Below are 24,331 nucleotides of genomic sequence, written 5' to 3'. Positions count from 1 at the left end.
TAGGAATTCTACGGGAATAGCTCAGTTGGTAGAGCACCGGTCTCCAAAACCGGGTGTCGGGAGTTCGAGCCTCTCTTCCCGTGCTAAATCAAATAATATGTTTGAGAAAATAAAAAATTATTGCGGAGAATCTTACAATGAACTTGTTCACCAAACTACTTGGCCAACACGTTCAGAACTTGTTAACAGCGCAGTTGTTGTTTTATATGCTTCCCTACTAATTGCGTTGGTTGTTTTCGCATATGATTGGCTATTCCAGCATTTGATGGAGATAGTCTACCCAAAATAATTCATACTTATGGCTGAGATTGAAAAAAGATGGTACGTTCTGCGTGCCGTTAGTGGTAAGGAAACCAAGGCTAAGGAATATCTCGAAGCAGAGATAAAAAACGGTAGTCTTGGCGGTTACGTGTCTCAAGTCTTGATTCCAACGGAAAAAGTAGTTCAGGTACAAAACGGTAAGCGTGTTGTAAAAGAGAGAAGTTATCTTCCGGGCTACGTTTTGGTTGAAGCTGCGCTTGTTGGTGAAATTGCTCACGAATTGCGCAACACTCCAAATATCATTGGTTTCCTTGGTGGAACTGACAAACCTGTTCCATTAAGACAGTCAGAAGTAAACAGAATTCTTGGAACTGTAGACTGTGTTGAGGACGCTGGAGAAGACTTTTCTGATGTTCCTTATGTTGTTGGAGAATCGGTAAAGGTTAACGATGGTCCATTCAGTGGCTTCAGCGGTATTATCGAGGAAGTCAATGGCGAAAAGAAGAAGCTGAAGGTAATGGTTAAGATCTTTGGACGTAAAACCCCATTGGAGCTTGGCTTTGGACAAGTTGAAAAGGAATAATGTTCTTGTTACAACATTATTCTAATAATTTATCTATATAATAATAAATTAAAATGGCTAAAGAAGTTGCTGGATTAATCAAATTACAGATTAAAGGAGGCGCTGCAAACCCATCACCACCAGTAGGCCCTGCTTTGGGTTCTAAGGGTATCAACATCATGGAGTTCTGCAAAGCTTTCAATGCCAAGACCCAGGATAGAGCAGGTCAGGTTTTACCTGTAATCATCACTTATTACACTGATAAGAGTTATGATTTTATAGTTAAGACTCCTCCTGTTGCAATTCAGCTCCTTGGTGCTACAAAGGCTAAGAAGGGTTCTGCCCAGCCTAACCGTACTAAGGTTGCAGAAATTACATGGGATCAGGTTCGTGCAATTGCTGAAACTAAGATGCCAGACTTGAATTGCTTTACAATTGAGTCAGCAATGAAGATGGTTGCCGGTACTGCACGAAGCATGGGTATTACAGTAAAAGGAGATTTCCCAGGTAAATAATTAAAAACTTCAATTTGAAATGAGTAAACTGACAAAAAATCAAAAGTTAGCTGCAGAGAAGATTGAAGCAGGGAAAGCATATTCTCTTAAGGAGGCTGCAGAGTTGGTAAAGGAGATTACCTTTACTAAGTTCGACGCTTCTTTGGATATAGACGTGCGCTTGGGTGTAGACCCACGTAAGGCTAACCAGATGGTTCGTGGCGTTGTTTCACTTCCTCACGGAACAGGTAAGGTTACACGAGTTCTATGTTTATGTACTCCTGATGCTGAAGCTGCTGCTAAAGAGGCTGGCGCAGACTATGTTGGTCTTGACGAGTATATCGAGAAGATCAAGGGTGGCTGGACCGATATTGATGTTATCATCACTATGCCTTCTATCATGGGTAAGATCGGTGCTTTGGGTCGTGTGCTTGGTCCTCGTGGACTTATGCCAAACCCAAAGAGTGGTACTGTTACTATGGATGTGGCTAAGGCTGTACGCGAAGTTAAGTCAGGTAAGATTGACTTTAAGGTTGACAAGAGCGGTATCGTTCATACTTCAATCGGTAAGGCATCTTTCACAGCTGAGCAGATTCGCGAGAATGCAAAGGCTTTCATGGATACTATCCAGAAGCTTAAGCCATCTTCTGCAAAGGGTACTTATGTTAAGAGTGTTTTCCTTTCAACTACAATGAGTAGTGGTATTAAGGTAGACATCAAGAGTATTGATGAAATCTAATTTGAACTATCATGAGAAAGGAAGATAAAAACATTGTTATTGGTCAGATTTCTGACAAGCTAAGTGAGTACGCACACTTCTACTTGGTAGATCTTACTGCACTTGATGCAGCTGCTACAAGTGAACTGAGAAGAAAATGTTTTGAGCAGAACATCACTTTGATGGTCGTTAAGAACAAACTTCTTCAGAAGGCGTTGGAGGCATCTGAGACTGATTTCTCTTCACTCTACGGCACACTTAAGGGTACAACAGCCGTTATGTTCTGTAACACAGCAAACGTACCTGCTAAGTTGCTTAAGAAGTATGCTAAGGATGGTGTTAACCCATCATTGAAGGCTGCTTATGCAGAGGAAGGCATCTATGTTGGTGCAAATCAGTTGGATGTACTTTCAGCTATCAAGAGCAAGAACGAGGTTATCGCAGACATTGTTGCTTTGCTTCAGTCTCCAGCGAAGAACGTTATCTCTGCTCTTCAGAGTGGTGGCAATACCATCCACGGCGTGTTGAAGACTTTGGGCGAGCGTCCTGAGTAATCAGACACACTTTTTTAATAATAATTATTTTTTATAGTATAAAACTTTTAAATTTTAAATAAAATGGCAGATTTGAAAGCTATTGCAGAAGAATTGGTAAATTTGACTGTTAAAGATGTAAACGAGTTGGCAACTATCCTTAAGGATGAGTACGGTATCGAGCCTGCTGCTGCAGCTGTTGCTGTTGCTGCTGGTCCTGCTGCTGCAGGTGAGGCTGCTGCAGAGAAGGATTCTTTCGATGTAGTTCTTACAAGCGCAGGTGCTGCTAAGCTTGGCGTTGTAAAGGCTGTTAAGGAGGCTTGTGGCCTTGGTTTGAAGGAGGCTAAGGATATCGTTGACGGTGTTCCTGCTACTGTAAAGGAGGGTCTTTCTAAGGCTGACGCTGAGGCTTTGAAGGCTACTCTTGAGGCTGCTGGCGCTTCAGTTGAGCTTAAGTAATTATCAGTATAATCTGAAATCATGGTTAAGAATCCTCAGTTTGAGGGTTCTTAACCTTTTTGCGTCTAAAAATATTCAAAAAAAGAATAATTTTTTCATAGCTGATGGCATCACAAACTATAAACAATCGTGTCAACTTTGCATCTATCAAGAATCCTGTGGCATTCCCAGACTTCTTGGATGTGCAGTTGAAGTCGTTCAGAGATTTCCTTCAGTTGGACACTCCACCAGAACTTCGAAAGAATGATGGTCTGTTCAAGGTGTTCTCTGAGAATTTCCCAATCGCTGACACAAGAAACAACTTCGTTCTTGAGTTTTTGGACTATTATATTGATCCACCTCGCTACTCTATAGCTGAGTGTCTGGAGCAGGGCTTGACTTACAGCGTTCCGTTGAAGGCTAAGCTGAAGCTTTACTGTACAGACCCAGACCACGAGGATTTCGACACAGTTATTCAGGACGTTTTCTTGGGTCCTATCCCTTACATGACAGATAATGGTACATTTGTCATCAACGGTGCTGAGCGCGTTGTCGTTTCTCAGTTGCACCGTTCACCGGGCGTATTCTTCGGCCAGAGCGTACATGCTAACGGTACCCAGCTCTATTCAGCTCGTATCATCCCATTCAAGGGTTCTTGGATAGAGTTTGCTACAGACATCAACAATGTGATGTACGCATACATCGACCGTAAGAAGAAGTTGCCTGTTACAACGCTTCTGCGTGCTATCGGTTATGAGAATGACAAGGACATTCTTGAGATATTCAACCTTGCCGAGGAGGTTAAGGTTAACAAGACAAACTTGAAGAAGCTGGTTGGCCGCAAGCTCGTTGCCCGTGTGCTTAAGAGCTGGACCGAGGACTTCGTTGATGAGGATACAGGTGAGGTTGTTTCTATCGAGCGTAACGAGGTTGTTATGGACCGCGAGACAGTTCTCGACGAGGACAACATCGAAATCATCCTCGACAGCGGCGTGCCTTCAATCCTTGTAAACCACGAGGATGCCAATGCTTCTGATTTCTCAATTATCTTCAACACCCTTCAGAAAGACCCAAGTAACTCTGAGAAGGAGGCTGTGCTTTATATCTACCGTCAGTTGAGAAGTGCTGACCCTGCTGATGAGGCAAGTGCCCGCGAGGTTATCCAGAACCTGTTCTTCTCTGACAAGCGTTACGATTTGGGCGAGGTTGGTCGCTACCGCATCAACCGCAAGTTGGGACTCGATACCGACATGGATGTTCGCGTTCTGACAAAGGAGGATATCATTGAGATTATCAAGTATCTTATTCAGCTGATTAACTCAAAGGCTGTTGTCGATGATATCGACCACCTGAGCAACCGTCGCGTTCGTACGGTAGGTGAGCAGTTGAGCAATCAGTTCGCTATAGGTCTTGCTCGTATGAGCAGAACAATACGCGAGCGCATGAACGTTCGCGACAATGAGGTGTTCACTCCAACTGATTTGATTAACGCCAAGACTATTTCGTCTGTTATCAATTCATTCTTCGGAACAAACGCTCTTTCACAGTTCATGGATCAGACAAACCCATTGGCTGAGGTAACTCACAAGCGTCGTCTTTCTGCCCTTGGTCCTGGTGGTCTTTCTCGTGAGCGTGCTGGTTTCGAGGTTCGAGATGTACACTACACTCACTACGGTCGTCTTTGCCCTATTGAGTCGCCTGAAGGTCCGAACATCGGTTTGATTTCTTCATTGTGCGTATATGCAAAGATTAACGACCTTGGTTTCATCGAGACTCCATACCGTAAGGTTGAGAACGGCGTCTGCAACGTAAACGAGATTGTCTACCTCACCGCAGAGGAGGAGGAGAACAAGATTATCGGTCAGGGAAATGCTCCACTCGACGAGAACGGAAACTTCTTGAGAGACAAGGTTAAGTGTCGTCAGGATGCTGATTACCCAGTTGTTGAGCCAACTCAGGTAGACCTTATGGATGTTGCTCCACAGCAGATTGCATCTATCGCTGCATCTCTTATCCCATTCTTGGAGCACGACGATGCTCACCGTGCGCTGATGGGTTCGAACATGATGAGACAGGCAGTTCCATTGCTCCGTACCGAGGCACCTATCGTAGGTACAGGTATCGAGAAGCAGGTTTGCGAGGATTCTCGTACAATGATTACTGCCGAGGGCGACGGTGTTATCGAGTTTGTTGATGCTACTACAATCCGCATTCTCTACGACAGAACAGAGGATGAGGAGTTCGTAAGCTTTGAGCCTGCACTTAAGGAGTACGTTATCCCTAAGTTCCGCAGAACAAACCAGAACATGACTATCGATATGCGTCCAATCTGCGAGGTTGGTCAGCGCGTTAAGGCTGGCGATATCCTTACAGAGGGTTACGCTACTGAGAACGGCGAGCTTGCATTGGGTAAGAACCTTCTCGTTGCATACATTCCTTGGAAGGGTTACAACTACGAGGATGCCATCGTGCTTAACGAACGCGTTGTTCGTGAAGACCTTCTTACATCTGTTCACGTTGAGGAGTTCTCTCTTGAGGTTCGCGAGACTAAGCGCGGTGCCGAGGAGTTGACAAGCGATATTCCTAACGTAAGCGAAGAGGCTACACACGATTTGGGCGAGAACGGTATCGTTCGTATCGGTGCAACAATCAAGCCGGGCGATATTCTTATTGGTAAGATTACTCCAAAGGGTGAGTCTGACCCAACTCCAGAAGAGAAGTTGCTTCGCGCTATCTTCGGCGACAAGGCCGGTGATGTTAAGGACGCTTCATTGAAGGCTTCTCCATCGTTGAGCGGTGTTGTTATCGACAGCAAACTGTTTGAGCGTGCCGTTAAGAACCGTAGCGAGAAGGCTGCCGACAAGCAGAAACTTGCTGCTCTCGACGAGGAGTTCGAGAAGGAGGCTGAGGCACTTCGCAAGATTCTCATCGACAAACTGATGGTTTTGACCGATGGCAGAGAGTCTGCTGGTGTTAAGGATTACATGAATACTGAGATTGTAAGCAAGGGAGCACACTTTACAAGAGGTACTTTTGCTGGTGTTGACTTCACTACAGTTCAGTTGTCTAAGTGGACTTCAGATGCACGCATCAACGGTATGATCCGCGACCTCGTGCTTAACTATATCAAGAAGTACAAGAAACTCGACGCTCAGTTGAAGCGTAAGAAGTTTGCAATCACTATCGGTGACGAGCTTCCATCAGGAATCTTGAAGATGGCTAAGGTTTACGTTGCCAAGAAGCGTAAGATTCAGGTAGGTGATAAGCTTGCCGGTCGTCACGGTAACAAGGGTATCGTATCTAAGATTGTTCGTCAGGAGGATATGCCATTCCTTCCAGATGGTACTCCGGTTGACTTGGTATTGAACCCACTGGGTGTGCCTTCTCGAATGAACCTTGGACAGATTTTCGAGGCCGTTCTTGGTTATGCAGGTAAGGAACTCGGCGTTAAGTTCGCTACTCCAATCTTCGACGGTGCTTCACTCGACGACTTGTGCGAGTGGACTGACAAGGCTGGTCTGCCACGCTACTGTTCAATGCACTTGTACGACGGTGGTACAGGTGAGATGTTCGACCAGGCTGCAACCGTAGGTATCACATACTTCTTGAAGTTAGGCCACATGGTTGAGGACAAGATGCATGCACGTTCTATCGGTCCTTACAGTTTGATTACTCAGCAGCCACTTGGTGGTAAGGCACAGTTCGGTGGTCAGCGTTTCGGAGAGATGGAGGTTTGGGCACTCGAGGCATTCGGTGCAGCCCATGTTCTTCAGGAAATCCTAACAATCAAGTCTGATGATGTGACAGGCCGTTCAAAGGCATACGAGGCAATCGTCAAGGGCGATCCAATGCCAACTCCGGGCATCCCAGAGTCTCTGAACGTGTTGCTGCACGAGTTGAGAGGTCTTGGCTTGAGCATCACATTAGATTAACAAACTCTTTACAATATAAAGAATTATGGCTTTTAGAAAAGATTTAAAGATAAAGAGTAATTTCACGAAGATTACCATCGGACTTGCTTCGCCTGAAGAAGTTCTGGAAAATTCGTTTGGTGAGGTGTTGAAGCCTGAAACCATCAACTACCGCACCTACAAGCCTGAGCGCGACGGTTTGTTCTGCGAGCGCATCTTCGGTCCTACAAAGGACTATGAGTGCCATTGCGGAAAGTACAAGCGTATCCGCTACAAAGGTATCGTCTGCGACCGATGCGGCGTTGAGGTTACCGAGAAGAAGGTTCGTCGCGAGCGTTCAGGACACATTCAGTTGGTTGTGCCAGTTGCTCACATCTGGTATTTCCGTTCACTGCCAAACAAGATTGGCTATCTTCTTGGTCTGCCAACCAAGAAACTTGATGCCATTATATATTACGAGCGCTACGTTGTAGTTCAGCCGGGTGTTATGAGCGAGAAGGTTCAGCAGAACGACTTGCTTACTGAGGAGGAATACCTCGACATCATGGACTCGCTTCCATCTGACAACCAGATGCTTGAGGACAACGATCCTAACAAGTTCATCGCCAAGATGGGTGCCGAGGCTATCTACGACTTGTTGCTCCGCATCGACCTCGACTCGTTGTCATACGAGTTGCGCGACCGTGCAAACAGCGACTCTTCTCAGCAGCGCAAGAACGAGGCTCTGAAGCGTCTTCAGGTTGTTGAATCATTCCGTGCAAGCCGCGGAAAGAACAAGCCTGAGTGGATGATTGTACGCAACGTGCCTGTCATTCCGCCAGAGTTGCGTCCGTTGGTTCCGCTTGATGGTGGACGTTTCGCAACATCTGATATCAACGACCTTTACCGTCGTGTCATCATCCGTAACAACCGTCTGAAGAGACTTATCGAGATTAAGGCTCCAGAGGTTATCTTGCGTAACGAGAAGCGTATGCTTCAGGAGGCTGTAGACAGTTTGTTCGACAACTCACGCAAGAGTAGCGCAGTTAAGACAGATTCTAACCGTCCGTTGAAGTCACTTTCTGACTCATTGAAGGGTAAGCAGGGACGTTTCCGTCAGAACTTGTTGGGTAAGCGTGTTGACTACTCTGCTCGTTCGGTAATCGTCGTTGGTCCTGAGCTGAAGATGGGCGAGTGCGGTCTGCCAAAGTTGATGGCTGCCGAGCTTTACAAGCCATTCATCATCCGTAAGCTGATTGAGAGAGGCATTGTAAAGACTGTTAAGTCTGCAAAGAAGATTGTAGACCGTCGCGACCCAGTTATCTGGGATATCCTTGAGTATGTAATGAAGGGTCACCCAGTGTTGCTGAACCGTGCCCCTACTCTTCACCGACTTGGTATTCAGGCATTCCAGCCTAAGATGATCGAGGGTAAGGCTATTCAGTTGCATCCACTTGCATGTACAGCGTTCAACGCCGACTTCGATGGTGACCAGATGGCGGTACACTTGCCATTGAGCAACGAGGCTATCCTTGAGGCTCAGTTGCTGATGCTTCAGGCACACAACATCCTGAACCCAGCCAACGGTGCTCCTATCACCGTTCCTTCACAGGATATGGTGCTCGGTTTGTACTATATTACAAAGCTTCGTAAGGGCGCAAAGGGCGAGGGACAGATTTTCTACGGTCCAGAGGAGGCTCTTATCGCATATCACGATGGCAAGGTTGATATCCACGCAATCGTTAAGGTTCTTGTAAACGACCTCGACGAGAACGGAAACATCGTTCCAATTATGCGCGAGACATCAGTTGGTCGTGTAATTGCCAATGAGGTTATTCCAGATGAGGTTGGATTCTTCAACGATATCATCTCTAAGAAGACACTTCGTGGCATCATCTCAGACGTTATCAAGGCAGTTGGTATGGCTCGTGCCTGCGAGTTCCTTGACGGTATCAAGAACCTTGGTTACCGCTTGGCATTCGAGGGTGGTCTGTCGTTCAACCTTTCAGATATCATCATTCCAAAGGAGAAGGAAGACATCATCAAGAAGGGTAACGAGGAGATTGAGCAGATTACCATGAACTATAACATGGGTTTCATCACCGACAGTGAGCGTTACAATCAGGTTATCGATACTTGGACACACGCAAACAACGACCTTAAGAAGGTGTTGATGAAGCAGATGACCGAGGCCGATCAGGGTTTCAACGCCGTGTTCATGATGTTGGATTCTGGAGCCCGTGGTTCTGCCGACCAGATTGCTCAGTTGGCGGGTATGCGTGGTCTGATGGCTAAGCCTCAGAAGGCTGGTGCCGAGGGCGCACAGATTATCGAGAACCCTATCCTTTCTAACTTTAAGGAAGGTATGTCAGTGCTCGAGTACTTCATCTCTACTCACGGTGCTCGTAAGGGTCTTGCCGATACTGCGTTGAAGACTGCCGATGCCGGATACCTTACTCGTCGTCTTGTCGATGTTTCTCACGATGTTATCATTAACGAGGACGACTGTGGTACTCTTCGCGGCCTTGTATGTACAGCCCTTAAGAACGGTGATGATGTTATCTCATCACTTTCGGAGCGAATCCTTGGTCGTGTATCGGTACACGATATTATACATCCAAGCACTGGTGAACTTCTTGTTGCATCGGGCGAGGAGATTACAGAAGAAATTGCTCAGAAGATTGAGAATTCTCCAATCGAGAGCGTCGAAATACGTTCAGTGCTCACTTGCGAGAGCAAGCACGGTGTTTGTAAGAAGTGTTACGGTCGTAACCTTGCTACAAGCCGAATGGTACAGAAGGGTGAGGCTGTCGGTGTCATCGCTGCACAGTCAATCGGTGAGCCGGGTACTCAGCTTACACTTCGTACATTCCACGCCGGTGGTGTCGCTGCCAATGCCGCAGCAAACGCTCGTATCGTAGCAAAGAACGCTTCTAAACTTGAGTTCGACGAACTTAGAACTGTTGATGTTGTTGAGGAGACAGGCGAGGCAGCTCGCGTAGTTGTTGGTCGTCTTGCCGAGTTGCGTTTCGTTGACGTAAATACAAATATCGTATTGTCAACAGTAAACGTGCCTTACGGTTCAACTCTGTATGCAACAGAAGGTCAGATTGTTGCCGTTGGTGATGTTATTGCTAAGTGGGATCCATTTAACGCAGTAATCGTTACCGAGACATCTGGTCGCATCCAGTTCGAAGACATGATTGAGGGTGTTACTTATCGTGTTGATAGCGATGAGACAACCGGTTTGCGCGAAATCATCATCACTGAGTCTAAGGACAAGACAAAGGTTCCAGTTGCTCACATCAACGATGAGAACGGCCAGTTGATACGTTCATACAGCTTCCCTGTGGGTGGTCACATCGCTGTTGAGGACGGTCAGTCTGTTAAGGCTGGTGACATCTTGGTTAAGATTCCTCGTGCCGCTGCCAAGGGTGGTGATATCACCGGAGGTCTTCCACGAGTAACCGAGTTGTTCGAGGCTCGTAACCCATCTAATCCAGCCGTTGTTTCTGAAATCGACGGTGAGATTACAATGGGTAAGGTTAAGCGTGGTAACCGTGAGATTACAGTAACATCTAAGTTGGGCGAGGAGAAGAAGTACATGATTCCGTTGTCAAAGCAGATTCTTGTTCAGGAGAACGACTACGTTCGTGCCGGTACTCCATTGTCTGATGGTGCAATCACTCCAGCCGACATCCTTGCCATCAAGGGTCCTACTGCCGTTCAGGAGTATATCGTAAACGAGGTTCAGGATGTGTACCGTTTGCAGGGTGTGAAGATTAACGATAAGCACTTCGAGGTTATCGTTCGTCAGATGATGCGCAAGGTACAGATTAACGAGCCGGGCGATACTCGCTTCCTTGAGTCGCAGATTGTAGATAAGCTCGACTTCATGGAGGAGAACGACCGCATCTGGGGCAAGAAGGTTGTAACTGACGCTGGCGACTCTACAGTATTGAAGAAGGGTCAGATTGTTACAGCACGTAAGCTCCGCGACGAGAATAGTATGCTTAAGCGCCGCGACTTGAAGACTGTTCAGGTTCGTGATGCTGTAGCTGCTACTTCTACTCAGATTCTTCAGGGTATCACCCGTGCAGCATTGCAGACTAAGAGTTTCATGTCGGCTGCTTCCTTCCAGGAGACAACCAAGGTGCTCAACGAGGCTGCAATCAACGGTAAGTCTGATAAACTTGAGGGTATGAAGGAGAACGTAATCTGCGGTCACTTGATTCCTGCGGGTACTGGTCTTCGCGAGTTCGAGAAGATTATCGTAAGCAACCGTGAGGATTACGAGCGCATGATGGCAAACCGCAAGGCTGTTATCGGCTATTCAGAGGACTAATAAATTTCCAAAATACTTAATTATAAGGTGATGCACATCAGGTTGCATCACCTTATTTTTTTGTTTTATCGTAATGATTTTCGGAGAAATATGATAGCTTAGAAATAAGGAAAATATACGAAAAAAGCGGACGTTCAAGATTTCGTTATCTGAACGTCCGCTGATTATTATTTGAAAAAAGGTTTAGTCTTTCCAGTTTGTGATTCTGCGGATGAATGGTACCAACTCCTCTGCCATGCACTTCTGCTGTCGTGCCGACGGATGACTGTGCGTTGCGTAGCCCAGCGAGCCGTCTTGTGGCGAGAAGTCGAGTCGGAAGATTTTTACGTCGCCGCTCTCGTTGGCTTCGAGAACAATCTTTGTTATTGCTCCCTGCACATCCTGAAGCGACTTGCCGTTAAGCATACATCCGTCTATGAGGATGATGTTTGTATCAGGATAGCGTGCTCTGACAAGTTTGTAGAGTTTGCGGAAACCATCCTCGAGAAGTTCTTTTTTGTATGTGCCTACGCTTGTGTCGTTTGTTCCGAGGTTTATGCAAACCACGTCGGGAACGTATGAGCCATAATCCCAGTTCTGCGAAGGGTCGCCGAAGTTTGTAAGCGGATAGATGTCAACCATCGCCTCCTTTGGATTTCCTGTTTCCGGACCGTTGTAGTTGCGGTAAACTCCGATGCCCGAGCGACAGACCGTTACGTACTGTGCGTTAAGTTGTCGGGCAGTCTCGGCTGCGTATGTATAGTAGAAATTCTCGGTCTTGTCGTAGAATTTGCTCTCCGTTCCGCTAACATCGTCGATGCCGTATCCGCATGTCTGCGAGTCACCGATGAACTCAAGTTTTCGTGTAGGGAGTTTGGGAGCGTTCTCTACCTGTCCGTCTATCACAAATCCATGAAATTCAGGAACTCTCTGATAGCCTTCGTAGCAGAGCGTTGCTGTTACGGTATGTTTGGTGTTTGGCATACCCTTTGCCAGTCCCACTTCGTTGATGCCTTCGCCGAACTCTATTTTGAACGGCAGGTTGTCATCAATCTTTATCATAAAGAATCCGCTGTTGGGCTTGCATTTCATCTTTATTTCAGTTCCGGTAAAACGCATGCTGATCTGCACACCCGGATATACGAACTTAGGTGTTGTTGGATCAGAATTGTTTATTCGTCCCATATATACGATTTCTGGGTTGTTTGCAGGAACGAAATTGCTATATTGCGCATAAGTTACGGCACTAAAGTTAAGAAGTGCTGCAAGTGCCAATAGTCTTAGATTTTTCATCCTTTGTATATATAAAATGAATTAATGTAGGCAAAGATAAGTAAAAAAAAAGAAATATTCTTGTATTTCTTAATAATTGTGCTATTTTTGCACGGATTTTTGTAAAGAACTTTAAAAAACCTATAAGACTATGTATTGGACTTTGGAATTGGCTTCTAAGTTGGAAGATGCCCCTTGGCCAGCAACAAGGGAGGAATTGATTGATTACGCACAGCGTTCGGGTGCTCCTCTTGAGGTTATAGAAAACCTGCAAGAGATTGAGGATGAAGGCGATATATATGAGAGCATTGAAGATGTATGGCCTGATTATCCTGCAAAAGAGGACTTTTTGTTCAACGAGGATGAGTATTAAACGGTAGAATAGTCTACCAATCAACTAATTATCAGCGAGACAAGCAAATACTATTTGTTTGTCTCGCTGATGTTTTGTGTTTGTTCTGAACCGCTCGGGAATTCCGAACAGTTCAGAACTTGCCCATTAGTTCATTATGCAGGACTTTGAACATAGAGTTTCCCCATCTTCATTTTGCAAGGCTGGCAACAACTGTGAGTTGCAAGCACGTTCCATAGTCTCCTCAATGGTGCAGCCAGAATCTTCAGTAATGTATTTCACCAACTCGCTTAGCGTGCAATATTTAGGTATATTGCTATTTAGTTTATTCATACGGTTTTGACTACTTATTCTATGTGAAAATCCTATTGCTCTCTGGGTGCAAAATAATACTTTCTGATCAAGAATTTATTCTTTCAGCGCATCAAGTTTCTTTTTGAACTCGGACAGGTTTTCGTCGTCGAGCCAATGGAGGTGATGCATATTGCCATGCTTGTCGAAAAGACGGTATGTTGGGTAGCCTGTCAGCCCGACATACTGCTCAACAGCATGCTGCTGGTCGGTAGGCAGGTTATAGTGAACACAATTTGGCTCCGTGAGATTATACTCCGCTATGACATTCTTCCACGACTTCTCTTGCGAACGATTTACCAGATAGAGATACACAATGTCGTAGTCCTTCAGTTTGGCCTTGAGTTCGTGCGCCTTGCTCAACTTGCGCTTGCATGGCGCACACCACGTTCCCCAGATGTCGAGATACACAATCTTTCCCCGATACGGCTCGATAATCTTGTCGATGATAGCCTTGCCGTCCGTGAGTCCTTCCACGTCTGATGACGGATGGATGACCGCATTCACAGCCTCTTCCTTTTCCTTCATTACTTGCTTGTAGTAGTCGTTCTTCCTGATGATGACATCCCTGAAGAGCGGTTCCTTGATGAGTGCGATGTAGGGTTCCAGTTCCTCTGGCAGTGCACATCTTTCGCGCTCAATATATTCGTTGAGTATCTGTGCATGGTGAATGCTGTTGACGAGTGGGTCGGTGACAAGCGAGTCGATGATGGCATTGGCAATACCTTGTTCGCCACCAGCGCACAGTGTTTTCACTGCCTTCTGGTATTCGTCACTCTCTTGGATTTTTCTGACAGCATCGATATACTTTGTGTATTTCTCCTGAATGCTGTTGATGGAATCTCTGAGCGTGCGGCGGTCTTTTATCTGAGAATACAGGGCATAGGTCTCTCTTCTCATTTTCTCAACCTGACTGATGGCGACATTATCCTTGTCGCTGAGTTGCAGCATACCTTTCGACGCGAGCCAAGGCAGGGCAGAGACTTCTCCCTGCAGCACATGTATTCGCGGGTCAGACTGTATATAGCACTCGCGCTGGTATCTCAACATCGAAGACATTCCGCTAATGAGATTGACAGGCAGTGAAGTGTCAACGGCAGAGTGCTCTTCTACCCACTGCATGATGTCGGCTGGCAATACGCGGCTATAGGTGGCATAATGCATCATCAGCAATGCGGAGCAGGCGTGTATGCGAGAATTCTCGCTTAGGTAGTCACGATAGCGTTTGCTCATGTTGGGGTGCTGAGCCAGGAAACCCTTGTACTTAGCCAGACACCGCTCATAGCTGTTTATCCACTTCTTTGCCATGACCCTTACAGAGTCATCGCTAACAGGGTTATCAATGTATCCCATATAATCCATGCTCGGACTCTCCGCCTGCAATTCGTTCTGCAGTCGCGCGTCATTGCCCATAAAGAGTGTCTGCGATGACTTAAAGTCTTTCAGCATGAAATACTTCTCGCCAGGAGTCAGTACAATGCTAACGCCATCGAAAACTTCATTCTTGCCGGTGGTTCGTATAAGCAGTGAAACTCCCTGTGTGCCAACGAGCGGAACATTCAATTCGAAGCGTCCCAAAGAGTCGGTTTGAGTAGAGAAATGAGCATAGTCATCAACTGCTACGTCACCATGAGATACCTCTACCGTCAGACTGTTCTTGAGAATCTCCTTAGGATACCTCAGCCAACCGCTCACAACGGCATTCCCTTCCTTCAACTCTGGGCTGAAGGCCGTATCGTCGGCCACAGGATAGTCGGTAACAGAGGTGGTGGTAATAGCAGCGAGCGTCAGCTTCTTATCGCCAATCTTGAATACGCGCTTGCCATCTTTTTCCTTACCGATAGTGATGGCTGTCTTCTCACCTCCGGAGGATAGCACAACCTTCTTGTCCGACTTCTTGTCATACTGCCAGACCTTACTGTCATATACGGCATAATCATTGAAAAGGCTGATAACCCATTCACCCGTCTCTACATTGCGCCAACTGCTGTTGAATAACAATGCCTGTTTCTTATATGCAGGGTCGGTGATGTCCCAAATCTTGAAATAGTTGTACGCATAGCCTTCAATAAGGTCAAACTGCTTGACATCTTGTGGCAATGGCTGAAAGTGGAGTGCCACGTCCGTCTTGCCAGATTCCGGAAGAGGGATATGCTTGTCAAGCGCAAGGTCTGTCTCGCCATCGCGTGTCTTATTTGCGCTGATGATGGGGTACGACTTGTCATCCTCCGTCTTTAGTACAGTGCTCTTGCCGAAAGAGAACCGGGCGTTAGGATGGTTTCTGACAGTGATGTGAAGCACCGTCTCGTCAGGACGGAACTCCACCTCGTTAACATCAAACTGGAATCCGTAAGGTGTGTTACGATAGCCCGGATTGTTCCAAACTTTCTGTGCCCATACGCTGACAATGGTAAGCATGAGCAATAATGTGGTGATGGTTTTCTTATTCATTGTTTTTTTTATTGTTTTTCACTATATATTAGACGTCGTAATCGCGGAAATGTGACACTACGGTATGTTAAATTTTCTTAATTTACAGGACATAAAAAACATGAACGCTTATCAATTCTCTGACAATTATTCCTTGAAACGTCCTACATTTCGAGTTTTTTGAATGATATAACTAACACCTTTCTTTCAATGTCTTTGAGTATCGTACTAATATGCACTGGTATGTTTAAGTTCGGAACTCACGGATTAGGGACACAAGACTTATGTGCTATAGAACAATGTGGAAAGTTGCTGGAACCTTAGTTATAAAAGGTAATGCTGGTATTGAATGGTGTTATTGGTGAGCACGGTAAATCTGTTGGAATATTTTTGTATGTAAATTTCCTTGTCTTTAATTTTTGTCTTCCACAATCATAATTCATTATTTTATCGTAAAACAATAAAATAATATTGTTTTTCTTTGCTGATTTAAATATTCTGTTTATTTTTGTACCGAAAATATTTATCGTTTAACAATAAAATAGAATAACTATGAACATCAATGCAAAGAAATACATTGTGCTGTGCGTTGTGTGGCTCGCTGTCTTGGTGGCAACGAACATACAGCATTGTAGTCGGCCGATGTCGGGAAGCAAAATTGGATTTGCCGAACTATCTTCTGGCTTCGTTTCGCGCGATTCGCTTGTTGGCGGTGTCGTAATTCCTTACGAGGCATTTCTTGCCCGACTTATAAACCTTGGATGTCAATGAATATAAACTTAATATGCTATGAACAAGAAACTTAGAAATTACATCACGCTGTTTGTTGCAGTGCTGATAGCCATTGTGCTGACTAATTTTGTCATTTTCGATAATGTAACCTACGCTTCTGTGCCCGATGAGAAAATGGAGATTGCCGATGTTCCGTCGTGGTATGCCAGTCGCGACACGCTCGACAATGGCGGAATTGTAACAAAACACTTTCCGACGATAAGTTACGAGGTGTATGTGAAGCCTAAGAATACGCAGAAAGTTCTGATGTCAAAGTTTGATAACCAGACGTATATGATTGAGATGCAGAAGGCTAAACTTATACAGCCTGCTTCCGATTCGCCACTCAAGAATTTTACGCTGGTTTATGCCATTGTTCTGCTTGCGCTCGAGGCGGTAGTTGTTGTGTGGATTCTGTGCATGGTCTTTAAACTTGTGCAAAGCATCCGCAAGGGCGAAGTGTTTGTTACAAAAGTCTCGAAATATCTCGAAACCACGGGAATTCTTCTCACAGTCCTTTATCTGTTCCAGTTTATAGGCTCGTATGTCATTATGCAGTATTTCATCAGAGAGGTAAGGTTGGCTGGCTATTATATCGTTTTCCGTAACGATTGCAACAGCATGTACATAATAACAGGTTTGGCTCTGATGATAATCTCGCAAATAATCCTGATGGGCAAGGACTTGAAGGATGAGCAGGATTTGACAATTTAATTAGACTGAAAGAAAATGAGTATAATTGTAAACGTAGATGTGATGATGGCAAAGCGGAAGATGTCATCGCAGGAACTTGCCGAGAAAATCGGCATCACTCAGGCAAACCTTTCCATCTTAAAGACAGGCAAGGCGAAGGCAATCAGATTCTCTACTCTCGAAGCCATCTGCAAGGCTCTCGACTGCCAGCCGGGCGACATTCTGGAATATCGCGAGGATTGATTTCCTGAGTGTTAATAAAAGTTAAATAACTATTCGTACACTTTGAAATATTAAAAATGTGCGTATATTTGTGATATCAAAATGATATCAATTTATTAAATCGTAAGAATATGGAAACAAAAGAATTTGAATTTAAAGGATTGGTAATGAACGGCTTCTTGATGCTGTTTGTTAACGCAATCATCTTGATTTTTGGAATTTTAAGTTTTATTTTCAGCGTTATTCAGCTCGACGATAGTCATGGCTCCGACGGTGGCTGGATAATGGGATTCTCGGTTCTGCTTATTCTCATAAACATAGTTATGTGGTGCGGACTGATGCAGCAAGAGCCAAACGAGGCGAGGGTAACGACATGGTTTGGAAAGTACAGCGGAACTTTTCAGAAGACAGGCTTCTTCTGGATTTGTCCTTTTTACAAGACAAAGAAGGTTTCGCTCCGCGCCCGAAATCTTGATGCCGACCCAATAAAGGTGAACGACAAGACTGGAAATCCGGTGATGATTGGTCTTGTGCTTGTGTGGAAACTGAGCGATACTTACAAGGCTCTTTTCGAGGTCGATTCTCAGACGATGGCGGCAAATCCTAACACTATAGGCTCTGATACCAAGGGGCTTATGAACGCTTTGGAGAACTTTGTCCGCGTGCAGAGCGATGCAGCCCTTCGTCAGGTGGCAGGACAGTATGCATACGACGATGAGGACAACAAGAGCGACGAGCCTACTCTGCGTTCGAGCGCAGACGAGATTAACGAGCAGTTGGAATTGAAACTGAACGAGCGTCTTGCTTTGGCAGGAATAGAGGTTGTTGAGGCTCGCATCAACTATCTGGCTTATGCCCCAGAGATTGCGGCAGTTATGCTTCGCCGTCAGCAGGCATCGGCTATAATCACCGCTCGCGAGAAGATTGTTGAGGGCGCAGTAGGCATGGTAAAGATGGCGCTCGATAAACTGTCTGGCGAGGAAATTGTAGAACTCGACGACGACAAGAAGGCAGCAATGGTAAGCAATCTGCTTGTTGTGCTCTGCGGCGACGAATCGGCACAGCCCGTTGTAAACACAGGAACGTTGAACCATTAACAGATGGCAGAAAAGAAGACGACAAAGAGTTTCATCCTTCGCGTAGACAGCGAGACGATGGATGCGATAGAGGCTTGGGCTGCGGACGAGTTCCGCAGCACAAACGGTCAGTTGCAGTGGATTATTACCGAGGCACTGCGAAAGGCAAAGCGTCTGCCCAAAAAGAAGAATTCTCAACCCAAAAATCAGGAAGAAAAAGATGATTAGAACATTATTCCATATAAAGAATCATTCCGCTCCAAGATTTTTGGCATGTCGTTTCATCGTTCGTCCAAGGATAAAACACATTTTTGTAATTGCCGTTTTGGTGATTCTGAGCACGGCTGTCTCTGCCCAGAACATCTCCGGCTCTTGGAATGGAGAACTGAAAGCCGGATTTCAGAAAATACCGATTGTGCTTAATCTGATATCCGATGGTAAATGTACGCTCGACAGTCCGTCGCAGGGAGCAAAAGGAATTTCCGCAGATGTCGAATTTCTCTCTGCCGATTCTGTTAGCATACGAGTGCCGATGATAGGGGCGGCTTATTCGGGACGGTTGAAGAATGGCGAGATAAAAGGTTTGTTTGTGCAGAACGGCTTCAGATTGCCGCTGACCTTAACGCCGGGCAAGACTGCCGAACTGAAACGGCCTCAGACTCCACAATTGCCGTATCCTTACCGAACAGAGGAGGTTTCGTTTACAAACTCAAAAGCCGGGGCAACCTTTTCGGGAACGCTTACTCTGCCGAAAAATGCAGGATGTGTGTTGCTGATGGTTACGGGCAGCGGAGCGCAGAATCGCGATGAGGAAGTCTTTGGACATAAGCCTTTTGCCGTAATTGCCGACCGCTTGGCTCGCGAGGGCATTGCCACCTTGCGTTATGACGATAGGGCAACGGTAAAGTCGGTTGGAGGAAATATCGAAGATGCCACCACAAGAGATTTTGCCGATGATGCCGCGGCTGGTGTAGAATGGCTCAGAAAGTCGGGACGATTCAAGAAGATAGGCGTTCTTGGGCATAGCGAGGGCGCAATAATCGGCTTTATGCTTTGTGCGCAGAATAAAGTAGATTTTGTTGTTAGTCTGGCTGGCACAGCCGTAAAAGGCGACAGCGTTCTTCTGGCTCAGAACAAGGCGATTGCCGGCGATGCAGCAAAAGACCTTACGATTGAGCAACTGCGTAAACAGTTGGGCGAAAGACAGAATCCGTGGATGCAATGGTTCGTAGACTACAATCCGCAGACGGACATAGAAAATGTAAAGTGCCCGGTGTTCGCTGCCTTCGGAAGCAAGGATTGTCAGGTCGTTTCCAGTCAGAATCTTACGGCTATGCGTCGCGTGCTTCCAAACGGCAAGCACAATCTTCTGAAGGAGTACGATGGACTGAATCATCTTTTTCAGCATTGCCATACCGGGTTGCCCGATGAATATGGACAGATAGAAGAGACTTTCTCGGAAGAGGTTATTGCCGATGTGGCACAGTGGATAAAATCTGTTTGGTAGAAAAACATAAAAATCGAAACAATGAATAACAACAATATCAACTTCAAGGTGTGCCGAACGAAAGAGAGCACGATTATAGAGATTGCCTGCGGACTGATTACGGTGGTTGCCATTGTCCTTAGCATTGTAATGTTGCGCCGCGATTCGGAGATTGGAAAGCAGATGCTTGCTGCAACCTTCAGCATTGGTTTCTGCACGTTTCTGATGCTTGTCTTGGCATACTGTCCAAGGACATTCAGCATTCCAGACGATGCCAATGCCGGAATGTTCGCCGTAACGGTGCGGTTTCTGCGAGTTCTCAGCGTCTGCCTCTCTCTGCTTATGATTGGCATTGTCGTTTCACTCTTTCTTGGCATATCTAAACAGCTGGTAACGATAGTCTTTAACATTCCGGTTGTCTGCACTTTTGTGTGGTATCTCATTGCCTACACAAAGGCTAAGCGAAACAAATAACAATAATCATAAAAAAATACAAAAACAAAATGAACAGAAAAAAAGCGATAACAATTCATGCGGTAGTTGAGTTTTTTATAATGTTTGCCGTTATTGCATTATTTGTCAGCAATGTAATCTCGGTAATTACTTTCGTTGCGATAGTTGCGTCGGTAGGACTTATTTCGGGAGCAGTTATGATTGTTATCTTTCGCAAATTTCCGCCTGCAGAGTGAGGGGCGATATGCTCTTTGTAGAGCATTAATATCAATAAAAATCTACCAAAAAGATGAAAAAAGTAAAATTCGGGTTGAGTCGTACAAAAGAAAGTACGATTGTTGAGTTTGTCTGCGCGCTGATGTTTGTTCTTGTAGTGATATTGGATATTATCATACTGCGTCGCGGAACAGAGACCTTCATGGATTTTTTTGCGAGGACAATAGTGAGCTTTATTTACGTGTTTATTATGCTCGAAAATGCTTATTGTAGTGAAATTCCAGAGAATGCCGATATGAGCAAGATTCCTTTTTATGCGCGTTGCTGCCGTATTTTGGCTGTTTTCGTGTCGTTGCTTACCCTTGTTTGGGTTGTGACCGTTTTTCTTGGGCTGACGCGATTCAAAATGTCGGCAATCGTAGGGCTTGTCGCGTTTGCTACCATTTTATGGAATATGTGGGCATTCCGAAGGCTGAGAAAGAAAAATTGAAAAATCGGCGAGATGAGTTTTTTTGTCCATCTCGCCGATTTTCATTCAAAAAAACAACTAAAATTTTGTCCGATAATATGTTCGTTGTAAATTTACAACCATTTTAAAGAAAAGACATAGTATGCGTATAAATAGATTTGCAAAAGATATTGTAGCTGGGCATCCGATGAGAAAGTCGTGTAGCACAGACCTTTATTATGCTAAGGTTTGTAACGAGTTGCTGCAATGTGTGATGTGGGTTACATCAGAAGAAGATATAGATGTCGGTGTCAAGGAAGATATTGCCATAACAGTAGCTCTTTATTTCGAAGATATAGTATCCGATAGCGGAATATGGCATTCGTTTGTAAAAAAGAACCGTGAGTTGTATGGCTTTTGGGTGCCGTTCTATGATGTTGATTATGCTGACTACATGCCTGATGAACCGCACGTAGAGGATATTCGCTTTCTGATTTGGCAGACATTGATTGCCGGAAGTGATGAATTGATAAATCCAGATTATCCGTTAGCTTATGTGTTGGCAGAACGATTGTACGAAATTCTTGACAAAGAATTCGAGAAAGCTCCTATAAACGACGAACTGAAGGAGTATTTTATTAAAGCATCGTTCACTGATGATTATATAAATCTTAGAAGTGTGCTCCTATGGGTATTCGATTCGTGTTATCTCGCGTATAACGTAGAACAGAAGGTTTCTCTTTTCCATACCGAGAGCAAAAGGCTATCACGCTATACGCCTGCCAATGATAGCATGGCTGCCAGTTACAATGTGCATGTTCAGTTTGCTTTTAAATACAAGGTTGGACCGTTGGCGCTGCTGCCGCAAGAGTGGCTCGCCATGATTTTGGAATTTAACCATAATGCAGAAAAGGCACGACTGGTGCGAAGCGTAGAATACCGTGATTTTGATATCTATCATACGGAAAGTGTCGATGACAAATACTTTTATTTCATAGGTTCGGATGGACTGAAAATTACTGTTGAAAAAAATGATTTTCAGGGAATTGGAGAAAAGAAAATTAAAAACTCCGACGGATGCGTAATGGCATGTGTAAAATTCGGCGATATGTGGCATCCTAACGGAATGTCGGTATGGGATACACGCAAAGAAAGTTTCGAAGAACAGCGCGACATAAAGAAGAATTACAGATCTGGCATTTCGAAAAAGAATTTCGATAGGCTTATGAAAATGTCGGGCGGTAGTCCGCTGTTCTATTTTCGCGACGGAAGGGAGTTACGCCGTTTTATGATAGACGATATGGGTTGTCCAGAGCATATTATAAAGGATTCGAAGGCAGACGATTGCGAGTTTATTGCATTTTGGATTCCTGCTTACGACGGTGATTTTTACATTCTCGATGAAGGTGCGCTCTGCATAAAAGATCCTCGCAATCCTTATTACGATGAGGCTAAGGCTCGCGAGGATGCCATTGAAATTGTGATGGGCTACGATTATGGAGAAGGGGATATGGTTAGCTATCTTATAAGTCATGGAATGTTGCCCGATGCGGCTTTCCCAAGTGCACTTGGCTATGAGGACGGTCGCCGTATGGCGCAAAATAACCTTGATTTTCTTGCCAGAATCAGCAAACTCGATAATTATTAGACACAAATATTAGAAGGTGATGTAACAACTGTTTCATCGCCTTCTTTATTGTGTAAATGCCGAGTGTTGTTTTCTGTTATTTTTTGTCCATCCTAACGTTTTTCTAAAAGATTACTTTTGGAAAGCGCTTCTTAATTTCGTTTTTCTCGGCATCGGTCATTTTGCCTTTTATGTAGAATTTGTCGATGGTTATGCGGTCGAGCCATTTGGGCAGCACAACCTTGTCGGTAAATTCGAGTTCCAAAAACTTGAGATGTTGGAAATTAGACAGAATCTCGGGAACTTCCTTTATGCGTATGCTGATGCCGCCACGCTCGTCGTTCTCCTTCTTCAGATATTTCAGAGAATCTTGTTCGGTTTCTGCCACGCGCACCTGCCAGCCTATTTTTGGGGCTAAAGATTTTGTCAGTGTGTCAACTTTGGCTCCGATGAAACCTGCGAATATTTCCATGTTTGTCTCTTTCAGAACAGAGCCGTTTGGGGCTAAAACCATGTATTTGAATCCGGTGCAGACGTATTCTTCGGGCATGCTCTGGCTTGCAGATATGCTGTCGCGCGTGTTTCCGTCTTTGTCGGGGAAGAATTTCAGAATCCATCCGTCAATCATTGTCGGTTTTGTGAGGCTGCAACCGCCTCGGTTCAGTTCGTCAATTTTCTTTTTCTTAACGATATTTTGCCAGAATTCTTGGCGAGGTTTGCCGTTCGAAGCCTTCAGAAATTCGTTCAGAATAGGTTCAAGTTCGTTTGTCCATTTCCCGATTTTGTACGATTGCAGATTTCTTGTCTTGTCAATCACGCGCTGCCAGTCGGCGGGTGTGCCTTCGATTGTGATGTTCGGTATTCCGCATTTTATGTAGATAACGGTATAATCAAAGTACGATTTTACGCTTTCCATCAGCGTTGTCTGCGATGCAATGCGCTCTGCCAGAGTAGTTGTGCTGAAGTCGGCTGTGATGGTTTTTGCGATGTCGGTTTTCGTGTTCTTTTCAATCTGACTCGAAAAATCGTTCATAAGTTTTTCCCAGTCGGCTTTGCCCGAGAAAAGGTCGTCTGACGTTTCTACAACCAAGTCAATCTTTCCGGAGTGGCTCACCAAGAGCGGACGCATTTCCTCGGCATGGGCATTAACGTATCTGCTGAATCCTTGGCTGATGAGGAGCCAAATCATGTCGGGTGACAGAGTGATGGGCTGATGCTTGGCGTATGCGTCTATGATGCACTTGTAAAAGGCGTCTTTTCCGTAGAAAAGAAGGTCTTTTTCGTTATCAAAGCTTGTGGCTATGATGCGGAGTTGCTCGTTTGCTATCGTTCCGTTTTTTACTAAGGCTTTTGCAATACTTTTGCCATTGCATGTTATGCGGTAGTTTCTGTCGTAGGTTGGATTCGCTTTTTCATATTCATCGAATGATGTATAGTATTTTCTGTCTGTTGGCTTTAGGTTTTCGTCTACAATAAATGTTATTTTGCCTTCCGATTTTAAAATAATCTTTTGGGCACAGGCAGTTTGTGTTGTCATTGCGAGAATGATAAACAAAATAGAAACGATGTTTTTCTTCATAAAGGCTTTAGAGTTTTGTTGTGTTCTGCAAAGATAGTTGATTTTTTGTTTTTTAGTACGATGGATTTCAGGAAAAACATCGTTTGAGATTTGTTTGTTTCTCAAACTGCACGAACTGAAACAGATATTCCGGTT

Annotated in this window: 23 protein-coding genes and 1 tRNA gene; 20 read left to right on the top strand and 4 right to left on the bottom strand. The window is 45.0% G+C overall.

From position 1 onward, the window contains the following. Positions 1-10 precede the first annotated feature (10 nt). The 9 genes from T538_RS0105405 (at position 11) to rpoC (ending at position 11,241) form a co-directional block, all read left to right on the top strand. Positions 11-83 (top strand) — tRNA-Trp (locus T538_RS0105405). 14 nt (positions 84-97) lie between these two features. Beyond that, a complete protein-coding gene (gene secE / locus T538_RS19200) occupies positions 98-289 on the top strand; it encodes a preprotein translocase subunit SecE (RefSeq protein ID WP_081834873.1) in 192 nt (63 codons plus the stop codon). Positions 290-298: 9 nt separating this feature from the next. Then, positions 299-844, top strand: a complete 546-nt coding sequence (nusG, locus tag T538_RS0105400) for a transcription termination/antitermination protein NusG (protein WP_031532575.1) — start codon at positions 299-301, stop codon at positions 842-844. 53 nt (positions 845-897) lie between these two features. Then, the gene (gene rplK, locus T538_RS0105395) at positions 898-1,338 is read left to right on the top strand and encodes a 50S ribosomal protein L11 (protein WP_031532576.1); all 441 of its coding nucleotides are present in this window, start codon (positions 898-900) and stop codon (positions 1,336-1,338) included. A gap of 19 nt (positions 1,339-1,357) precedes the next feature. Then, a complete protein-coding gene (gene rplA / locus T538_RS0105390; RefSeq protein WP_031532577.1) occupies positions 1,358-2,056 on the top strand; it encodes a 50S ribosomal protein L1 in 699 nt (232 codons plus the stop codon). An 11-nt stretch (positions 2,057-2,067) separates the two neighbouring features. Further along, positions 2,068-2,589, top strand: a complete 522-nt coding sequence (rplJ, locus tag T538_RS0105385) for a 50S ribosomal protein L10 (protein ID WP_031532578.1) — start codon at positions 2,068-2,070, stop codon at positions 2,587-2,589. 63 nt (positions 2,590-2,652) lie between these two features. Beyond that, entirely contained in the window at positions 2,653-3,027 is a 375-nt protein-coding gene (gene rplL / locus T538_RS0105380) for a 50S ribosomal protein L7/L12 (RefSeq protein WP_031532579.1), read from the top strand. 104 nt (positions 3,028-3,131) lie between these two features. After that, entirely contained in the window at positions 3,132-6,938 is a 3,807-nt protein-coding gene (gene rpoB / locus T538_RS0105375) for a DNA-directed RNA polymerase subunit beta (RefSeq protein WP_031532580.1), read from the top strand. A 25-nt stretch (positions 6,939-6,963) separates the two neighbouring features. Further along, positions 6,964-11,241: a DNA-directed RNA polymerase subunit beta' gene (rpoC, locus tag T538_RS0105370; protein ID WP_031532581.1), complete on the top strand. Its 4,278-nt coding sequence runs from the start codon at positions 6,964-6,966 to the stop codon at positions 11,239-11,241. Between the two features lie 183 nt (positions 11,242-11,424). Here the strand turns inward: rpoC and T538_RS0105365 are convergent, their stop codons facing one another. After that, a complete protein-coding gene (locus T538_RS0105365; RefSeq protein ID WP_031532582.1) occupies positions 11,425-12,513 on the bottom strand; it encodes an SGNH/GDSL hydrolase family protein in 1,089 nt (362 codons plus the stop codon). 130 nt (positions 12,514-12,643) lie between these two features. On the opposite strand from T538_RS0105365, the gene T538_RS0105360 reads away from it, so the two are divergent. After that, positions 12,644-12,865, top strand: coding sequence for a DUF2795 domain-containing protein (locus T538_RS0105360; protein ID WP_031532583.1), 222 nt, complete (start codon positions 12,644-12,646; stop codon positions 12,863-12,865). Between the two features lie 126 nt (positions 12,866-12,991). Here T538_RS0105360 and T538_RS18345 read toward each other — a convergent pair whose 3' ends face one another. Both T538_RS18345 and T538_RS0105355 read right to left on the bottom strand, forming a co-directional pair. After that, positions 12,992-13,177 (bottom strand): hypothetical protein, encoded by a 186-nt coding sequence (locus tag T538_RS18345; RefSeq protein ID WP_155993011.1) that lies wholly within the window; start codon positions 13,175-13,177, stop codon positions 12,992-12,994. A 75-nt stretch (positions 13,178-13,252) separates the two neighbouring features. After that, entirely contained in the window at positions 13,253-15,646 is a 2,394-nt protein-coding gene (locus T538_RS0105355; RefSeq protein ID WP_031532584.1) for a thioredoxin-like domain-containing protein, read from the bottom strand. A 531-nt stretch (positions 15,647-16,177) separates the two neighbouring features. On the opposite strand from T538_RS0105355, the gene T538_RS0105350 reads away from it, so the two are divergent. The 10 genes from T538_RS0105350 to T538_RS0105305 all read left to right on the top strand — a co-directional run bounded on the left by T538_RS0105350 (position 16,178) and on the right by T538_RS0105305 (position 22,638). Beyond that, entirely contained in the window at positions 16,178-16,396 is a 219-nt protein-coding gene (locus T538_RS0105350) for a hypothetical protein (protein ID WP_031532585.1), read from the top strand. Positions 16,397-16,414: 18 nt separating this feature from the next. Continuing rightward, positions 16,415-17,110: a DUF2975 domain-containing protein gene (locus tag T538_RS0105345; RefSeq protein ID WP_031532586.1), complete on the top strand. Its 696-nt coding sequence runs from the start codon at positions 16,415-16,417 to the stop codon at positions 17,108-17,110. Between the two features lie 15 nt (positions 17,111-17,125). Next, positions 17,126-17,332, top strand: coding sequence for a helix-turn-helix domain-containing protein (locus tag T538_RS0105340; protein ID WP_031532587.1), 207 nt, complete (start codon positions 17,126-17,128; stop codon positions 17,330-17,332). A 110-nt stretch (positions 17,333-17,442) separates the two neighbouring features. Then, positions 17,443-18,408, top strand: coding sequence for an SPFH domain-containing protein (locus tag T538_RS0105335; protein ID WP_031532588.1), 966 nt, complete (start codon positions 17,443-17,445; stop codon positions 18,406-18,408). Positions 18,409-18,411: 3 nt separating this feature from the next. After that, complete coding sequence (locus T538_RS0105330) at positions 18,412-18,615, top strand: type II toxin-antitoxin system antitoxin (protein ID WP_031532589.1); 204 nt, start codon at positions 18,412-18,414, stop codon at positions 18,613-18,615. After that, entirely contained in the window at positions 18,608-19,894 is a 1,287-nt protein-coding gene (locus T538_RS0105325; protein WP_155993009.1) for an alpha/beta hydrolase family protein, read from the top strand. The genes T538_RS0105330 and T538_RS0105325 overlap by 8 nt, the downstream gene beginning before the upstream one ends. A gap of 21 nt (positions 19,895-19,915) precedes the next feature. After that, entirely contained in the window at positions 19,916-20,347 is a 432-nt protein-coding gene (locus T538_RS0105320; protein ID WP_031532592.1) for a hypothetical protein, read from the top strand. A 29-nt stretch (positions 20,348-20,376) separates the two neighbouring features. After that, positions 20,377-20,562, top strand: coding sequence for a hypothetical protein (locus tag T538_RS18340; RefSeq protein ID WP_031532593.1), 186 nt, complete (start codon positions 20,377-20,379; stop codon positions 20,560-20,562). A gap of 53 nt (positions 20,563-20,615) precedes the next feature. Continuing rightward, a complete protein-coding gene (locus tag T538_RS0105310; RefSeq protein ID WP_031532594.1) occupies positions 20,616-21,032 on the top strand; it encodes a hypothetical protein in 417 nt (138 codons plus the stop codon). 121 nt (positions 21,033-21,153) lie between these two features. After that, entirely contained in the window at positions 21,154-22,638 is a 1,485-nt protein-coding gene (locus tag T538_RS0105305) for a DUF3843 family protein (RefSeq protein ID WP_081834874.1), read from the top strand. A 103-nt stretch (positions 22,639-22,741) separates the two neighbouring features. On the opposite strand, the gene T538_RS0105300 is transcribed toward T538_RS0105305, so the two are convergent. Beyond that, positions 22,742-24,196, bottom strand: coding sequence for a DUF4419 domain-containing protein (locus tag T538_RS0105300; RefSeq protein ID WP_051655895.1), 1,455 nt, complete (start codon positions 24,194-24,196; stop codon positions 22,742-22,744). Between the last annotated feature and the right edge of the window lie 135 nt (positions 24,197-24,331).

This window comes from Bacteroides sp. Ga6A2, assembly GCF_000702225.1.
Lineage (GTDB): Bacteria > Bacteroidota > Bacteroidia > Bacteroidales > Bacteroidaceae > Ga6A1.
Note: the sequence above shows the minus strand (reverse complement) of the source record. Positions and strands in the feature narration are given on the sequence as shown.

Bases quoted from the DNA above. Each gene is read 5' to 3' on its own strand.
- secE (WP_081834873.1), top strand. From the start codon at position 98: ATGTTTGAGAAAATAAAAAATTATTGCGGAGAATCTTACAATGAACTT.
- nusG (WP_031532575.1), top strand. From the start codon at position 299: ATGGCTGAGATTGAAAAAAGATGGTACGTTCTGCGTGCCGTTAGTGGT.
- rplK (WP_031532576.1), top strand. From the start codon at position 898: ATGGCTAAAGAAGTTGCTGGATTAATCAAATTACAGATTAAAGGAGGC.
- rplA (WP_031532577.1), top strand. From the start codon at position 1,358: ATGAGTAAACTGACAAAAAATCAAAAGTTAGCTGCAGAGAAGATTGAA.
- rplJ (WP_031532578.1), top strand. From the start codon at position 2,068: ATGAGAAAGGAAGATAAAAACATTGTTATTGGTCAGATTTCTGACAAG.
- rplL (WP_031532579.1), top strand. From the start codon at position 2,653: ATGGCAGATTTGAAAGCTATTGCAGAAGAATTGGTAAATTTGACTGTT.
- rpoB (WP_031532580.1), top strand. From the start codon at position 3,132: ATGGCATCACAAACTATAAACAATCGTGTCAACTTTGCATCTATCAAG.
- rpoC (WP_031532581.1), top strand. From the start codon at position 6,964: ATGGCTTTTAGAAAAGATTTAAAGATAAAGAGTAATTTCACGAAGATT.
- T538_RS0105365 (WP_031532582.1), bottom strand. From the start codon at position 12,513: ATGAAAAATCTAAGACTATTGGCACTTGCAGCACTTCTTAACTTTAGT.
- T538_RS0105360 (WP_031532583.1), top strand. From the start codon at position 12,644: ATGTATTGGACTTTGGAATTGGCTTCTAAGTTGGAAGATGCCCCTTGG.
- T538_RS18345 (WP_155993011.1), bottom strand. From the start codon at position 13,177: ATGAATAAACTAAATAGCAATATACCTAAATATTGCACGCTAAGCGAG.
- T538_RS0105355 (WP_031532584.1), bottom strand. From the start codon at position 15,646: ATGAATAAGAAAACCATCACCACATTATTGCTCATGCTTACCATTGTC.
- T538_RS0105350 (WP_031532585.1), top strand. From the start codon at position 16,178: ATGAACATCAATGCAAAGAAATACATTGTGCTGTGCGTTGTGTGGCTC.
- T538_RS0105345 (WP_031532586.1), top strand. From the start codon at position 16,415: ATGAACAAGAAACTTAGAAATTACATCACGCTGTTTGTTGCAGTGCTG.
- T538_RS0105340 (WP_031532587.1), top strand. From the start codon at position 17,126: ATGAGTATAATTGTAAACGTAGATGTGATGATGGCAAAGCGGAAGATG.
- T538_RS0105335 (WP_031532588.1), top strand. From the start codon at position 17,443: ATGGAAACAAAAGAATTTGAATTTAAAGGATTGGTAATGAACGGCTTC.
- T538_RS0105330 (WP_031532589.1), top strand. From the start codon at position 18,412: ATGGCAGAAAAGAAGACGACAAAGAGTTTCATCCTTCGCGTAGACAGC.
- T538_RS0105325 (WP_155993009.1), top strand. From the start codon at position 18,608: ATGATTAGAACATTATTCCATATAAAGAATCATTCCGCTCCAAGATTT.
- T538_RS0105320 (WP_031532592.1), top strand. From the start codon at position 19,916: ATGAATAACAACAATATCAACTTCAAGGTGTGCCGAACGAAAGAGAGC.
- T538_RS18340 (WP_031532593.1), top strand. From the start codon at position 20,377: ATGAACAGAAAAAAAGCGATAACAATTCATGCGGTAGTTGAGTTTTTT.
- T538_RS0105310 (WP_031532594.1), top strand. From the start codon at position 20,616: ATGAAAAAAGTAAAATTCGGGTTGAGTCGTACAAAAGAAAGTACGATT.
- T538_RS0105305 (WP_081834874.1), top strand. From the start codon at position 21,154: ATGCGTATAAATAGATTTGCAAAAGATATTGTAGCTGGGCATCCGATG.
- T538_RS0105300 (WP_051655895.1), bottom strand. From the start codon at position 24,196: ATGAAGAAAAACATCGTTTCTATTTTGTTTATCATTCTCGCAATGACA.